The organism is Micromonospora sp. DT68, from assembly GCF_049847245.1.
GTDB lineage: Bacteria > Actinomycetota > Actinomycetes > Mycobacteriales > Micromonosporaceae > Micromonospora > Micromonospora profundi.
The window spans coordinates 500421-515406 of sequence record NZ_JBNCNZ010000002.1 but is presented as its reverse complement, the minus strand read 5'-3'; the positions used below and the strand labels follow the sequence as shown (position 1 = coordinate 515406).

The following is a 14986-nucleotide window of genomic DNA, read 5'->3' as shown; positions in this document are numbered from 1 at the left end:
GCCGGGGTGGCTTGTGGCGCTGCGCACGACCGGCATCCGTATTGGGTCGCTTTACCAGTCGGTGACCGGTCACGCAGCGCTTACTGAACTTCTGGCATCTTCTGTGAATCCGACCACGGTGCCGAGGCGGAAATGCCAGGGACTTTCGTACGGCGTAGCCTGGGAGTCGTCCTGTCCGTGCCGTTCACTGGCCCGGCGGGCGCCCGCGTGACACACAACCCGCGTGAAAGAGGCGATTACCGGCCGTGTCGACCCAGCAGACTTCGCAGGAGAACCCACTGGCGGGTTTCGGCCCGAACGAGTGGATCGTCGAGGAGATGTACCACCGATACCTCGCCGACCCCACGAGTGTCGATTCTGCCTGGCACGACTTTTTTGCCGACTACCGACCGGCGCCGGGCGCCGGAACACCGCGCGGGGGCGAGGCGTCGGGCAAACCGGCCGCCGCACCCGAGCCGGACGGCCAGCCGGAGGCGGCAGCCGCGGTGAGCCAGCCGAGCAGCGCCCAGCCGGCCACCGCCGCCAAGCCGACCGCCGCCAAGCCGGCGTCGGCCAAGCCCGCCGCCACGTCGGAGGCTGCCCCGGCCAAGGCCGCACCGAGCAAGGCCGCACCGAGCAAGGCCGCACCGAGCAAGGCCGCACCGGCGAAGCCTGCCGCGAAGGCCGCGAAGGCCGACGCGTCGAGCGATGACGGCCCGCAGACCACGCCGCTGCGAGGTGTCGCCGCGAAGATCGTCCAGAACATGGACGCTTCCCTGAGCGTGCCCACCGCGACGAGCGTGCGCGCGGTCCCGGCCAAGCTGCTTGTCGACAACCGCATCGTGATCAACAACCACCTCGCCCGTGGGCGCGGCGGCAAGGTCAGCTTCACCCACCTGGTGGGCTACGCGATGGTCCGGGCGCTCGTCCAGCACCCGGAGATGAACAACTCGTTCGCCGAGGCCAACGGCAAGCCGGCAGTGGTCCGCCCGGCGCACGTCAACCTGGGCATCGCGATCGACCTGGCCAAGCCCGACGGCAGCCGCAACCTGGTGGTCCCCTCCATCAAGGGCTGCGAGCAGATGGATTTCCGGCAGTTCTGGCAGGCGTACGAGGACGTGGTCCGGCGAGCGCGGCGCAACGAGCTGACCATGGAGGACTACTCCGGCACCACGATCTCGCTTACCAACCCGGGCGGCATCGGCACCGTGCACTCGATGCCGCGGCTGATGCAGGGGCAGAGCGCGATCATCGGCGTCGGCGCGATGGAGTACCCGGCGCCGTACCAGGGCATGTCCGAGACCACCCTCGCCGAGCTGGCGGTCAGCAAGATCATCACGCTGACCAGCACGTACGACCACCGGATCATCCAGGGCGCGCAGTCCGGCGAATTCCTCAAGGTCATGCACGAGCTGATCCTGGGTGAGCACGACTTCTACGACGAGATCTTCACCTCGCTGCGCATCCCGTACGAGCCGGTGCGGTGGATGCGCGACGTGGCGGTCAACTCCGAGGGCCAGATCAACAAGACGGCCCGGGTGCACGAGCTGATCCACGCGTACCGGGTGCGCGGTCACCTGATGGCCGACACCGACCCGCTGGAATTCACCATCCGCAAGCACCCCGACCTGGACGTCCTCCAGCACGGGCTGACCCTGTGGGACCTCGACCGCGAGTTCCCGGTCAACGGCTTCGCCGGCCGCAAGCGGATGAAGCTGCGCGAGATCCTGGGCGTGCTGCGCGACTCGTACTGCCGCCGGGTCGGCATCGAGTACATGCACATCCAGGACCCGGAGGAGCGGCGCTGGGTCCAGGAACGGATCGAGCGCAAGTACGAGAAGCCGTCGGCCGACGAGCAGAAGCACGTCCTCAACCGGCTCAACGCCGCCGAGGCGTTCGAGACCTTCCTCCAGACCAAGTACGTGGGCCAGAAGCGCTTCTCGCTGGAGGGCGGCGAGTCGCTGATCCCGCTGCTGGGTGAGGTGCTGGAGTGCTCCGCCGAGAGCGGCCTGGACGAGGTCGTCATCGGCATGGCGCACCGGGGTCGGCTCAACGTGCTCGCCAACATCGTCGGCAAGCCGTACGAGAAGATCTTCTCGGAGTTCGAGGGTCACCTGGACCCGCGCTCGACGCAGGGCTCCGGCGACGTGAAGTACCACCTGGGCCAGAACGGCAAGTTCACCACGCCCGGCGGCGACCACTCGGTAAAGGTGTCGGTGGTGGCCAACCCGTCGCACCTGGAGGCCGTCGACCCGGTGCTGGAGGGCATCGTCCGGGCCAAGCAGGACCGGATAGACCTCAAGCTGGAGGGCTACACCGTGCTGCCGCTGGCGGTGCACGGCGACGCCGCGTTCGCCGGCCAGGGTGTTGTCGCCGAGACGCTCAACCTGTCGCAGCTGCGCGGCTACCGCACCGGCGGCACCGTGCACGTGGTGGTGAACAACCAGGTCGGCTTCACCACCGCCCCGGAGTACAGCCGGTCGAGCCTCTACAGCACCGACGTGGCCCGGATGATCCAGGCGCCGATCTTCCACGTCAACGGCGACGACCCGGAGGCCGTGGTCCGGGTGGCCCGGCTGGCCTTCGAGTACCGGCAGACGTTCAACAAGGACGTCGTGATCGACATGGTCTGCTACCGGCGGCGCGGGCACAACGAGGGCGACGACCCGTCGATGTCCAACCCGCAGATGTACAAGATCATTGACTCGAAGCGCTCGGTGCGCAAGCTCTACACCGAGGAGCTGATCGGTCGCGGCGACATCACTGTGGAGGACGCCGAGGAGCTGCTGCGCGACTACCAGGCGCAGCTGGAGAAGGTCTTCAAGGCCACCCGGGACGCCGCCGCGGCACCGCGCCAGCTCAACCGGCCGCGCCGCGAGGAGGAGCCGGAGCCGCAGGTCGACACGGCCACCGACGTCTCCGTGGTGAAGGCGGTCGGCGACGCGCACGTCAACCTGCCGGAGGGCTTCACGCCGCACAAGCGGATCCAGCAGCTGCTCGACCGGCGGGCCAAGATGTCCGTCGACGGCAACATCGACTGGGGCTTCGGCGAGATCATCGCGTTCGGCTCGCTGCTGCACGACGGGGTCACCGTCCGGCTCGCCGGGCAGGATTCGCGTCGCGGCACGTTCGTCCAGCGGCACGCCTCGGTGGTCGACTCCCGCACCGGCGACGACTACCTGCCGCTGATGTCGCTCACCGGCGACGGCGAGCGCTCCCGGTTCTTCGTGCACGACTCGCTGCTCAGCGAGTACGCGGCGATGGGCTTCGAGTACGGCTACTCGGTGGAGAACATCAACGCGCTTGTCGCCTGGGAGGCCCAGTTCGGTGACTTCGTCAACGGCGCCCAGTCGGTGATCGACGAGTTCATCTCCTCCGGCGAGGTCAAGTGGGGTCAGCGTTCCGCCGTGACCCTGCTGCTGCCGCACGGCCACGAGGGTCAGGGCCCGGACCACACCTCTGGTCGTCCGGAGCGCTTCCTTCAGATGTGCGCCGAGGACAACATGCGGGTGGCCATCCCGACGACTCCGGCTAACTACTTCCACCTGCTGCGTCGCCAGGCCCTGTCGCCGAAGCGCAAGCCGCTCGTGGTGTTCACGCCGAAGTCGCTGCTGCGGCACAAGCTCTGCGTCTCCTCCGTCGAGGACTTCACCACCGGCACCTTCCAGCCGGTGCTGCGCGACACGGGCGCCCCGGCACCGGAGGCGGTCAAGCGGGTGCTGCTCTGCTCGGGCAAGGTCTACTACGACCTGTTCCAGGCCCGTCAGGAGCGCGGCGTCACCGACACCGCGATCATCCGGATCGAGCAGCTGTACCCGCTGCCGGTGGAGGAGATCCGGGCTGCTCTGGCGCAGTACCCGAACGCTGAGGACTTCGCCTGGGTGCAGGAGGAGCCGGCCAACCAGGGTGCCTGGTCGTTCGTCGCGCTCAACCTGCTGGAGCACCTCACCGACGTCCGGCTGCGGCGGATCTCCCGCCCGGCCGCGGCCGCCCCGGCGGTCGGCTCGGCCAAGACCCACGAGGTCGAGCAGACGGCTCTGATCGAGGCGGCACTCCCCCGCCCGTGATCTGAACGCACCGCGAGAGCCGGGGCAGCGCCGTCACCACGGCCTGCCCCGGCTGTCGTCGGCCCACCGACCACCCGCCCGGCCGCACCGGGTCGAGAGCATGAGGACGTACGCGATGTACTTCACCGACCGTGGCATCGAGGAGCTCGTGGAGCGCCGAGGTGACGAGCAGGTGACCCTTGAGTGGTTGGGCGAGCGCCTGCGCGACTTCGTCGACCTCAACCCCGAGTTCGAGACGCCGATCGAGCGGTTCGCCACCTGGCTGGCTCGCCTGGACGACATCGACGAGGACTGACCGTCCCGGCGTTCGGGGTTACGGCGCCGGGCGGGCTTCGACGGGCGGCGGGCGCCTGACCGGCGCGGTGGGCGGCGGTTCCAGGCCGGTCCGTCGCAGTTTCTGCCAGCCCAGCCGGCCGCCGGTAAGCGCGGTGACCACCGACTGGATGATCACCAGGTACATCAGTTGGCGGTAGGCGAACTGCTGGAGCGGTAGCACCCACAGCACGCCGAGCTTCTCCCGGTCCAGTCGGAACGCCACCACTGCGGTGACCAACTGCATGCCGAGCATCGCCAGCCAGGCGACCGCTGTGGCCTTCCGGTCGAGGAAGAACAGGCCGTACAGGGCCATCAGGTCGATCACCGGCGCGAGCAGCGGGAGCAGCACTCCGAAGAGGCTGACGAAGAACAGGCAGCGCCTGGTGAACCGGCCCGACGCGCCCCGGTCGAGCACTGAGCGGCGGTGCTTCCACAACGCCTGCATGGTGCCGTAGCTCCACCTGTAGCGCTGTTTCCAGAGCTGGCCGATGCTCGTCGGCGCCTCGGTCCAGGCGCGGGCTGTCTCCTCGTAGACGATCTTCCAGCCGGCGCGGCCGAGGGCGATGGTGATGTCGGTGTCTTCGGCCAGCGTGTCGTCCGTCATCCCACCGGCGTAGCGCAGCGCCTCCCGCCGGAAACCGCCGATCGCCCCGGGCACCGTCGGCATGCAGCGCAGCGTTTCGTAGAGCCGCCGGTCCAGGTTGAAGCCGATGACGTACTCGATGTGCTGCCACTTGGCGATCAGGCTGCGCCGGTTGCCGACCTTGACGTTGCCGGCCACCGCGCCCACCCGGGGGTCGGCGAAGGGCTGCACCAGCCGGCGGACGGAGTCGGGCTCGAAGATGGTGTCCCCGTCGACAAGCACGAGCAGGTCGTGCCGGGCCAGCGCGATGCCGGTGTTCAACGCGCTGGGCTTGCCACCGTTGGGCTTGCGGACAACCCGGACGTTGGGCAGGCGGAGCGCCTCGACGATGTCCGCGGTCCCGTCGGTGGAGCCGTCGTCGACGACGATCACCTCGATCCCGCCCGGATGGTCGCCACCGGCGAGCGAGCGGACCGACGCGGCGATCCCCTCCTTCTCGTTGTACGCGGGCACGATCACCGACACCGGCTCGGTGACCGGCGGCCCCCACGTCCAGTCCCTGGACCGACGGCGGCGGGCGTGCCGCCCGGCGAGCACGATCAGCACGGCGGTACGCCCCACAGTGAGCGCACCGACGAGCACGAACAGGACGCCGAGCACCCCCAGCACGTCGTCGGCGCCGCGCACCGCCCAGACCAGCATCCGACCGCGCCAGCGGTCCCCGGCGGTGGCGGGCTCCCCGGCGTCCACCCGGTGGTCGACACCGGCGGCGGCGAAGGCGAGGTTCAGTCCCTCGGTGGCGGTGACGAAGCGGTATCCCCGTTCCTTCATCAGCGGGATGAACCGATCCAGGGCGGCGACGGTCTGTGAGCGGTCGCCGCCAGCGTCGTGCCAGAGCGTGACGGCGCCCGACGTACCGTCCGGGGTCGCATTCTCAATGATCTTGTCTACGCCGGGTCGTGCCCAGTCCCGGCTGTCGGTGTCGTTGAGCACCGTCAGGTAGCCCAGGTCACCGGCGGACCTCACCACCGGCCAGTCCCTGTTGTCGATCGCGTTGGCGTGCGAGGAGTAGGGAAACCGGATCAGCGGGGTCCGCACGCCGGTGACGGCCGCCACGACGAGCTGCGTCTGGCCGTACTCCAGCTGTCGCCGCCAGGCCGGCAGCTCGGCGAGCTGGGGGTGGGTGAAGGTGTGCACGCCGACCTCGTGCCCACCCGCGACAAGGCTGCGGGCCGCGTCGGGGTGCCGGGACACCTGCGAGCCCAGCACGAAGAAGGTGCCCTTGACCTGGTGGGCGTCCAGGACACGGAGCACCTCGGGGGTCCAGACCGGGTCGGGGCCGTCGTCGAAGGTGAGCGCGATCGTGCGCTCCGGCAGCCGGTAGGAGCGGACCTGCTCGCTGTTGGCGCTGATGATCGGTCCGCCGGTCACCACCGAGGTGGGGACGTCCCGCTGCCCGCTGCTGCTCTGGTGGTGGTCCGGTGCGAAGGAGGCGTTCGTGTACGCGTTGACGAAGAGCACGCTGCCCAGGACGACAAGCAGCATGCCGAGCAGGATCCACCGCGGCTGCGGTACGGCCCGGCGGCGGTGGCGGATCGGTCTGATCGTCGGCTCAGCCATCGGCGCGGGGGCCGACGGCCTGCTCGGGCCTCTCGTCCGGCGCCGACGGCGGGTTCTCGGTGGGTGCCGTCACAGTGGGTGCGGGGGCCTCCGGGGCGGTCGGTGCCGGCCTGGAGGGGGTCGGTCGGCCCACCGGGTCGCGGGTCGGCGGGCGGGTGGCCGGCGGGCGGGTGGCGGCCGGTGACCGGGTGGGTGCCACCGAGGGAGGCAGCGCCGGGACGACTGTGGGCGCCGTCGTGACCGCTGGGGTGCGGGGGGCAGCCGTCGACGGATCGGGGACGGCGACGTTCGCATCGGTCTGCGGCGCGGGCCGCTCGGACTGCTTGACCTCGTCGACGAACGGGAGCACCGTGTGCGGCTCCACCACGCCCGCGAAACTGACACCCACCAGTCCGGTGTAGATCAGGCCGAGCAGCCCTGCGGCGTACGCGAGCAGGCGCAGGCGAGACTGGCGTCGACCGCTGGGGTCGACGAAGACCGGCGACTGCCGGCCTACGGGGGCCATCAGCGCGGTGGGGTTGTCGGACCGCCCCATGATCACGGTCGGCGCGTCGAGCAGGGCCGGCCGCACCTCGGTGGGTGCGTCGAACAGGGCCGGCCGCACCTCGGTCGCCGCGTCGAGCAGGGACGGCGCTACGGGCCGCCTGGACGTCTGGCGGGGTACGCGCGGTAGTCGACGCGAGCCATCGACGTCCATAACGCGCTCGGTACGATTCGAGTCGGCGGCCGAACCGCAGCCTGCCTTGACTGCGGGCATCGACCTCCCGATCGACGTATCGTCGCTGCTCACACGGTGGGCAGTCATGGATTGAAGTCTAGGCGCGAATCTCACTCACCTTCGCCCGCCGTCTCGCTGGTGAGACGCCGGCCGCATCCATGAACCCTCAACAGCAATCAGTGCAATCGTTCGATCACTTGGCGTAGTCGCCTGGTCGGTCGATCGACCGCCGGGCCAGGTCTGATCGGGCCGGCTGGCGTGACGAACCGGGGTCGCACCCCGACGACAAGCCGGCCCACCTCCGCGACCGGACCGCCCCGCACCCCGGCCCGGCAGACGGCGCGTGTCGATCGCCTCGCCCGGTCGCCGGCACGGTCACATTCGCACCCCATATCCGGCTGGTGATGTCGCGGTCCAGGGCCACCGGACCCGCGCGCAACAGACGGTGATCTTCTAGGGTGGGTGCGTGGCCCGCAGCGTCTATCTGACCAGCGTGGGGTCCGGCGGGGGCAAGTCGACCATCGCCCTCGGCCTCGCGGAACTCCTCTCCCGGCAGGTCGAGCGGATCGGCGCGTTCCGACCGCTGGTCTCCGGCAGCCGACCCGACCCGATCCTCGCCCTCCTGCACGACCGCTATCGGATCGAAGTACCCGAGGACGAGCTGACCGGCACGACGTACGCCGAGGCGGCCGCTCTTGTCGCCGACGGCCGCCGGGAGGAGCTGATCTCGCGGATCGTCGAGCGGTACCGGGCTGTCGAACGGCGCTGCCCGGCAGTCGTCGTGGTGGGCAGCGACTTCGCCGACGGTGGGGACGGCGCCGGCCCCCGCGAGCTGGCATTCAACGCCCGGCTCGCCACCGAGTTCGGAAGCGTTGTGGTGCCCGTGGTGGACGGCTTCGGCCAGCCGCCCGAGTCCATCGCGGCGACAGCGCGTGGGGCGTACCACGATCTGGTGGACCTGGGCGCGACGGTGCTCGCGGTGATCGCCAACCGGGTGTCCGAGCCGATGACGCTGCCGGAACTGCCGGTTCCCGCGTACGCCATCCCGGAGGTGCCGACGGTGTCGGCGCCGACGGTGGCCGAGGTCGCCACGGCGCTCGACGCCACGCTGCTGGCCGGCGACGACGCCACACTCGGCCGGGACGTCCTCGACTACGTGGTCGGCGCGGCGCACGTGCCGATACTGCTCGACCATCTGACCGAAGGGGCGCTGGTAATCACCCCCGGTGACCGCGCCGACCTGATCGTCGCGGCGAGCGCCGCGCACGTGGCCGGGCAGGTCTCGCTGGCCGGCGTGATCCTCACCCTCGGCGAGCAGCCCGATCCCCGGGCGATGCGCCTTGTCGAGCGGCTCAACACCGGGTTCGCCGTGCTGTCGGTGCCCAGCGACAGCTACGACACCGTCGAGGCGTCCAGCCGGATCGAGGCGCGGCCCAGCCCGGCCAACCCGCGCAAGGTGGAGGCCGCGCTCGGCGCGTTCGAGGGCAACGTCGACAGCGCCGACCTGGCCCGCCGGCTGCGGGTCACCCGCTCCGAGCGGGTCACCCCGCTGATGTTCGAGTACGACCTGATCGACCGCGCCCGGGCCAACCGCCGCCGGCTGGTGCTGCCGGAGGGGACCGAGGAGCGGATCCTTCGTGCCGCCGAGATCCTGCTCCGCCGGGGCGTGGCCGACCTCACCCTGCTCGGCCGCCCGGACGACATCGCCCGCCGCACCCGCGAGCTGGGCATCGACCTGACCGGCGCGGACGTGGTCGACCCGGTCAGCAGCCCCTGGCGGGACGAGTTCGCCGCCGAGTACGCGAAGCTGCGCGCCCACCGGGGGGTCACCGTCGAGCTGGCGTACGACGTGGTGGCGCAGGCCAACTACTTCGGCACCCTCATGGTGGCCACCGGGCACGCCGACGGAATGATCTCGGGGGCCACGCACACCACGGCCGCCACCATCCGGCCCGCGTTCGAGATCATCCGTACGGTCCCGGACGTCTCGGTGGCGTCCAGCGTCTTCTTCATGCTGCTCGCCGACCGAGTGCTCGTCTACGGCGACTGCGCCGTCAACCGCGACCCGGACGCCGCGCAGCTCGCCGACATCGCGATCTCGTCCGCCGACACCGCCGCCCGGTTCGGCATCGAGCCCCGGGTGGCGATGCTGTCGTACTCCACAGGCAGCTCCGGCGCGGGCGCGGACGTGGAGAAGGTCGCCACGGCCACCGAGCTGGTCCGGGAGCGCCGCCCCGACCTGCTGGTCGAGGGACCCATCCAGTACGACGCGGCGATCGACCCGGCGGTGGCGGCGACCAAGCTGCCCGGCAGCCCGGTGGCCGGCAAGGCCACTGTCTTCATCTTCCCGGACCTCAACACCGGCAACAACACGTACAAGGCGGTGCAGCGCTCCGCCGGGGCGGTCGCCGTCGGCCCCGTGATGCAGGGCCTGCGCCGGCCGGTGAACGACCTGTCCCGGGGCGCGACAGTGCCGGACATCGTCAACACGGCGGCGATCACCGCCATCCAGGCCGCCACCGAGGAGGGCTCGTGAGTCGGGTACTTGTGCTCAACTGTGGGTCGTCGTCGGTGAAGTGGCGGCACTACGACGGGGACCGGACCCTCGACCAGGGCACCGTCGAGCGGGTCGGTGAGCCCGGCGGCGGCCCTGCCGATCACGCCGGTGCCGTCCGGCAGATCCTCGGCGATCTCGACCTGGACGGGCTCACCGCGGTCGGGCACCGGGTGGTGCACGGCGGACGGAAGTTCAGCACCCCGGTCCTCATCGACGACGCGGTGCTGGCCGCGATCCGCGACCTCGTGCCGCTCGCACCGCTACACAACCCGGCCAATCTGGCTGGCATCGAGGTGGCAAGGGCGGCGCTGCCGGACGTCCCGCAGGTCGCCGTCTTCGACACCGCGTTCCACCACACCCTGCCGGAGGCCGCCGCCACCTACGCGATCGACCTGGACACCGCGCAGCAGTACGGCATCCGCAGGTACGGCTTCCACGGCACCTCACACGCGTACGTCTCCCGACGCACCGCCGAACTGCTGGGCCGCCCGTACGACCAGCTCAACACCATCACCCTGCACCTGGGCAACGGCGCCAGCGCCTGCGCGGTGTCCAACGGCCGCAGCGTCGCCACCTCGATGGGGATGTCCCCGTTGGAAGGGCTGGTGATGGGCACCCGCAGCGGCGACCTGGACCCGACCGTGATCTTCCACCTGCGCCGTGAGGGCGGGATGTCGGTCGACGACATCGACGACCTGCTCAACCATCGCAGCGGTCTGCTCGGGCTGACCGGCGTCAACGACATGCGCGAGGTCCTCCAACGTCGGGCGGCCGGGGACCGGGCCGCCGCGCTGGCCTTCGACGTGTACTGCCGGCGGATCACCGGGTACGTCGGCGCGTACTACGCGCTGCTCGGCCGGGTCGACGCGATCACGTTCACCGCCGGCGTGGGCGAGCACGCCGCGCCGGTGCGGGCCGCAGCGCTGGAAGGGCTGGCGAGGCTGGGCATCGCCGTGGACTCCGCCCGCAACGACGGCGACGGCGACCGGCTCATCTCGCCGGACGGCGCCGAGGTGAGCGTCTGCGTCATCCGCACCGACGAGGAACGGGAGATCGCCCAGCAGACCCGTGAGGTGGTCGACGGCGGCGGCTCGCGGCGCTAGCTAGGCGACGAGCCAGACGACGACGGCCACCAGGAGCACGACGGCCGCAGCCACGCCGATGATCAGCGGGAGGCGGGACGGCGACTCCGTCGACCCGGCGGCCTCCGGCGTCTGGGTGAACGCGCGGAACGCCTCGGTGTTGCCGCTGGGGTCCGTGTAGTTCTCAGCCATGCCGGTGACAGTAGCGAAGACGGCGTCGGCGTACCGTCCCGCCCACTCCGTCGGCCCGTGTCGACCCGGCCGGCGGAGTCGACCCACCCGGGTGGCGGGTGCAGCCGGGCCGGACGGCGGGCTCGCGGCACACCCCCTGGCACCTACGGTGAAGCCATGGGGGCGGGGCGGCTGATCGCCGTACTTGTGGTGTCGGCTCTGTTGGCTGGCTGCGCGCCTGCCACCGCCGCGCCGGGCGGGTCCGGCATCCCGGCGCCGGCGCGGCGGGCGCCCGAGGGGTCGTACGCCGTCGGCGTGCGTACGCTCACCCTCGATCCGCGCTCGGCGCGTCCCCTGCCGGTGACCATCTGGTACCCGTCGTCGACCGACGGGGTGGCCCCCGGGCGGTTCCCGGTGGTGATCTACAGCCACGGTCTGTTCAGCCGGCCCGAGTTGCACGCCGGGCTGACCACCCGGTGGGCGGCGGCCGGGTTCGTTGTTGCCGCCCCCGCGTACCCGCACACCCGACAGGGTGCCGCGCGGTTCACCCGGGCCGACGTCCGCAACCAGCCCGCCGACGGCTGGCGGCTCATCAGGCACCTGAGCCGCCTCGACAGCCAGCCCACCGATCCGCTCGCCGGCCACCTGGACCTCACGTCGATCGCCGCCGCCGGGCACTCCGCGGGCGGCTTCACCACCAGCGGCATGTTCGCCGAGGGCCACCCCGCCCGGCTGCGCTCCGGCATCGTGATCGCCGGTGGCGGACTGCCCGGCAGCTTCGCCGGGCCCGTCGCACCGCTGCTCTTCGTGCACGGTACGGCCGACCCGGTGGTGCCGCTTACTGTCGGCCGGGCCGCGTACGCGCGCGTACCGGGGCCGGCCGCGTTCCTCAGCCTGCTCGGTCAGGGCCACGGCGAATACCTGACACCGGGCAACCCGGGGTTCGCGGCGGTCCTCGCCACCACCATCGACTTCCTCCGGTGGACCCTCTACGGCGACCGGGCGGCGGGCGTACGCCTGCCCATCGGCGCCCGGACGCCCCTGACCCGCTACGAGTCCCGTCCGCCCCACTGACACCAACGCCCCGGCTCGCGAGCCGCCGATCGGTGCGGGGTGCAGCAGGCAGCCGGTTACACGGCCACCTGCCCAGCTCTCGGTGTGGTGTCGTCGCCGCCCTGGTGTTCGGTGCTGCCGTCCTGATCGAGCAGGTCCTCGTACACGCCGATCTTGAAGGTGATCAGGTCAAGACACTGGGCGAGCCGGCCCATCTGACCGGTGACGCGCTCGTGGTGCTCGCGCAGGAGCGCAAGCCGCTCCCGCTCGTTGCCGGCACCGTCGCGGACGAGGTCGGCGTAGCGCCGGAGCGCGGGCAGCGGCATGCCCGAGGCGCGGAGGATGATGCACACGGTCAGCCAGTCCACGTCGTCCTGGCTATAGACGCGACGCCCGCCAGGCCCACGGCGTACGGGGCTGACGAAGACGCCCTCCTGCTCGTAGAAGCGCAGCGCGTGCACGCTCAGACCGGTGCGCTCGGCGACCTGTCCAATGCTCAGAATCGCGGGGACGTCAGCCATGCCGTGCAGGGTAACGAGGGTTGACCTAGAGCCGGCTCTAGCTCCTACCGTTCCACGTGATCGTCACTGAATCACAGAGGAGCATCGCCATGCGCTACCGCACCCTCGGCGGCACCGGCATCGAGGTGAGCACCCACTGCCTCGGAACCATGATGTTCGGTGCCGTCGGCAACCCCGACCACGACGACTGCGTCCGCATCGTCCACACCGCCCTGGACCAGGGCATCAACTTCGTGGACACCGCCGACATGTACGGCCAGGGCGAGTCCGAACAAATTGTCGGGAAGGCGCTGCGGGGGCGGCGAGACGACGTCGTACTCGCCACCAAGGTGCACTTTCCGATGGGCGAGGGGCGCAACCGCGGTGGGAACTCGCGGCGGTGGATCCTCACGGCGGTCGAGGAAAGCCTCCGGCGTCTGGGCACCGACTGGATCGACCTCTACCAGATCCACCGCCCCGACCCCCGCACCGACATTGAGGAGACCCTCTCGGTACTCACCGACCTCGTACGCCAGGGCAAGATCCGTGCCTTCGGCTGCTCGACGTTCCCGGCCGAGGAGATCGTCGAGGCGCACCACGTCTCCGAGCGTCGGGGCCTCGGCCGGCTGCGTACCGAGCAACCGCCGTACTCGATCCTGGCCCGGGGAATCGAGGCCGCACTCCTGCCGGTCTGCCAGCGCTACGGCATGGGGGTGTTGGTCTGGAGCCCGCTCGCCTTCGGGTTCCTCACCGGCAGATACCGCAAGGGACAGCCCGTCGACCTGTCGACAGGGCGTGCCGTCCTGCGCCCGGCGCAGTTCGATCCCGCGATCGCCGAGAACACCGCCAAGCTCGACGTCGTCGAACAGCTCGTCAACCTCGCCGCACAGGTCGGCTGCACGCTGCCGCAGCTCGCCATCGCCTTCACGGTGGCCCATCCCGCCGTCACGTCGGCGATCATCGGGCCACGGAACAATGGGCAACTGGAGGATCTACTCAAGGGCGCGGCACTCACCCTCGACGACGCCGTCCTCGACCGGATCGACGAGATCGTGCCGCCTGGAACCAACATGTACAACCCCAACGCCGCCTTCCCGCCGCACGCACTCACCGACACCGCGCGCCGACGGCGGCCACTCTCCGAACGCGCCGCAGCGTGAGGTGGGTGGGTGACGGTGTCGGCACAGCACGCCCAACCCGGTGACCCCGGCAGGGCACAATGAGCCTCATGTCTCGTCGCGTCACCCCCACGCTGCTGGCCACCACTCTGCTCATGGCCGGTCTGGTCGGCTGCTCCTCCGACGCCCCGGAGAACGCGACCGCACCGGCGCCGGCCACGCCACCGCCCGCCGCCACCGCCACACCGACACCGCAGGTCCCCGCCGGGACCGCGCCGGAGACCGCCTTCGCTGTCGGCGTACGCCAGCTGAAGCTGAACCGGGACGGCCGTGCGCTTCCCGTCACGCTCTGGTACCCGGCGGCCGGGAAGGCGGGCGGCGCGGCGAAGCGGTCCGCGACTGCCGCGGAGGGCCGATTCCCGGTGGTGATGTTCAGTCACGGCCTCACCGGTCACCCGGACGACTACGCCCCGTTGCTGACCCGGTGGGCGACGGCGGGATTCGTCGTGGCTGCGCCGGTCTTCCCGCACACCTCACGGGGCAGCGACGGCAAGCTCGTCGACGTGCTCAACCAGCCGGCCGACGTGTCGTACGCGCTGACGCAGGTTCTCAACCTCGACGCCAAGGCCGGCGACGGCCTGCGCGGCCGGCTGGCCACCGACCGGGTGGCGGCGGCAGGGCACTCGGCCGGCGGGGTGACCACCATCGGTCTCTTCACCGGCGCCCGGGACGAGCGGCTGGACGCCGGGGTCGTGTTCGCCGGTACTGCCGTCGGCGTGGGCACCGCCTTCGCGGGTGCCGCCGCCCCGCAGTTGTTCGTGCACGGCGAGTTGGACGAGGTCGTCGACTACGCGGCAGGCAAGGCCGTCTACGACAAGGTGCCCTGGCCGAAGGCGCTGCTGAGCCTGCCCAAGGGCGACCACGGGCGCGGGCTGCTCGGCGACGTCAAGACGCTGCGGGTCGTCTCGGACACGTCCATCGAGTTCCTCCGCTGGTCGCTGTACGGCGACGCCGCGGCCAAGGAACGCCTCTCCACGGGTGCCGAGCGCGGCGACCTGGCAACCTTCGACGATCACCTCTGAGCCCTGCGCAGCGCCGGACCGCGCTGCGCGCCGCACCGCGCTGCGCGCCGCTCAAGATCCGCGCAATAACCAGGAAGTAGTGGCCTCCGGCATCGCCGGAAGCCACTACTTCCACGATGTTGCGCCAGGCCGGGCCACGCC

11 protein-coding genes are annotated in these 14986 nt (G+C 70.9%); 7 read left to right on the top strand and 4 right to left on the bottom strand.

Annotation, left to right across the window (positions count from 1 at the left end):
• Window positions 1–245 precede the first annotated feature (245 nt).
• Together ACPXB1_RS05595 and ACPXB1_RS05590 are read left to right on the top strand one after the other, a co-directional pair.
• Window positions 246–4046 (top strand): multifunctional oxoglutarate decarboxylase/oxoglutarate dehydrogenase thiamine pyrophosphate-binding subunit/dihydrolipoyllysine-residue succinyltransferase subunit, encoded by a 3801-nt coding sequence (locus ACPXB1_RS05595; protein WP_355591095.1) that lies wholly within the window; start codon window positions 246–248, stop codon window positions 4044–4046.
• A 115-nt stretch (window positions 4047–4161) separates the two neighbouring features.
• A complete protein-coding gene (locus ACPXB1_RS05590; RefSeq protein WP_053660250.1) occupies window positions 4162–4341 on the top strand; it encodes a DUF6104 family protein in 180 nt (59 codons plus the stop codon).
• Between the two features lie 18 nt (window positions 4342–4359).
• Here ACPXB1_RS05590 and ACPXB1_RS05585 read toward each other — a convergent pair whose 3' ends face one another.
• Window positions 4360–6489 carry a bifunctional polysaccharide deacetylase/glycosyltransferase family 2 protein gene (locus tag ACPXB1_RS05585; protein ID WP_355591092.1) on the bottom strand — a complete coding sequence of 710 codons (2130 nt, stop codon included), beginning with the start codon at window positions 6487–6489 and terminating at the stop codon, window positions 4360–4362.
• A 67-nt stretch (window positions 6490–6556) separates the two neighbouring features.
• On the bottom strand, window positions 6557–7261 hold the full coding sequence (locus ACPXB1_RS05580; RefSeq protein ID WP_425734871.1) for a hypothetical protein: 705 nt from the start codon (window positions 7259–7261) through the stop codon (window positions 6557–6559).
• Between the two features lie 487 nt (window positions 7262–7748).
• On the opposite strand from ACPXB1_RS05580, the gene pta reads away from it, so the two are divergent.
• Both pta and ACPXB1_RS05570 read left to right on the top strand, forming a co-directional pair.
• Window positions 7749–9818, top strand: a complete 2070-nt coding sequence (pta, locus tag ACPXB1_RS05575) for a phosphate acetyltransferase (protein WP_425734870.1) — start codon at window positions 7749–7751, stop codon at window positions 9816–9818.
• Window positions 9815–10942, top strand: a complete 1128-nt coding sequence (locus ACPXB1_RS05570; RefSeq protein WP_355591082.1) for an acetate kinase — start codon at window positions 9815–9817, stop codon at window positions 10940–10942. Before pta ends, ACPXB1_RS05570 begins: the two co-directional genes overlap by 4 nt.
• Here the strand turns inward: ACPXB1_RS05570 and ACPXB1_RS05565 are convergent, their stop codons facing one another.
• Entirely contained in the window at window positions 10943–11113 is a 171-nt protein-coding gene (locus ACPXB1_RS05565) for a hypothetical protein (RefSeq protein ID WP_355591079.1), read from the bottom strand.
• 156 nt (window positions 11114–11269) lie between these two features.
• Between ACPXB1_RS05565 and ACPXB1_RS05560 the strand changes: the two genes are divergently transcribed.
• Window positions 11270–12166, top strand: coding sequence for an alpha/beta hydrolase family protein (locus ACPXB1_RS05560; protein ID WP_355591076.1), 897 nt, complete (start codon window positions 11270–11272; stop codon window positions 12164–12166).
• A 56-nt stretch (window positions 12167–12222) separates the two neighbouring features.
• On the opposite strand, the gene ACPXB1_RS05555 is transcribed toward ACPXB1_RS05560, so the two are convergent.
• On the bottom strand, window positions 12223–12666 hold the full coding sequence (locus tag ACPXB1_RS05555; protein ID WP_355591073.1) for a MerR family transcriptional regulator: 444 nt from the start codon (window positions 12664–12666) through the stop codon (window positions 12223–12225).
• Between the two features lie 89 nt (window positions 12667–12755).
• On the opposite strand from ACPXB1_RS05555, the gene ACPXB1_RS05550 reads away from it, so the two are divergent.
• Both ACPXB1_RS05550 and ACPXB1_RS05545 read left to right on the top strand, forming a co-directional pair.
• Complete coding sequence (locus ACPXB1_RS05550) at window positions 12756–13805, top strand: aldo/keto reductase (protein WP_355591070.1); 1050 nt, start codon at window positions 12756–12758, stop codon at window positions 13803–13805.
• 68 nt (window positions 13806–13873) lie between these two features.
• Window positions 13874–14845, top strand: coding sequence for an alpha/beta hydrolase family protein (locus tag ACPXB1_RS05545; RefSeq protein WP_355591067.1), 972 nt, complete (start codon window positions 13874–13876; stop codon window positions 14843–14845).
• Window positions 14846–14986 lie beyond the last annotated feature (141 nt).

Excerpts from the sequence above, each read along its gene's own strand:
- ACPXB1_RS05590 (WP_053660250.1), top strand. The coding sequence starts at position 4,162 with ATGTACTTCACCGACCGTGGCATCGAGGAGCTCGTGGAGCGCCGAGGT.
- ACPXB1_RS05585 (WP_355591092.1), bottom strand. The coding sequence starts at position 6,489 with ATGCTGCTTGTCGTCCTGGGCAGCGTGCTCTTCGTCAACGCGTACACG.
- ACPXB1_RS05565 (WP_355591079.1), bottom strand. The coding sequence starts at position 11,113 with ATGGCTGAGAACTACACGGACCCCAGCGGCAACACCGAGGCGTTCCGC.
- ACPXB1_RS05550 (WP_355591070.1), top strand. The coding sequence starts at position 12,756 with ATGCGCTACCGCACCCTCGGCGGCACCGGCATCGAGGTGAGCACCCAC.
- ACPXB1_RS05560 (WP_355591076.1), top strand. The coding sequence starts at position 11,270 with ATGGGGGCGGGGCGGCTGATCGCCGTACTTGTGGTGTCGGCTCTGTTG.
- ACPXB1_RS05555 (WP_355591073.1), bottom strand. The coding sequence starts at position 12,666 with ATGGCTGACGTCCCCGCGATTCTGAGCATTGGACAGGTCGCCGAGCGC.
- ACPXB1_RS05545 (WP_355591067.1), top strand. The coding sequence starts at position 13,874 with ATGTCTCGTCGCGTCACCCCCACGCTGCTGGCCACCACTCTGCTCATG.
- ACPXB1_RS05580 (WP_425734871.1), bottom strand. The coding sequence starts at position 7,261 with ATGGACGTCGATGGCTCGCGTCGACTACCGCGCGTACCCCGCCAGACG.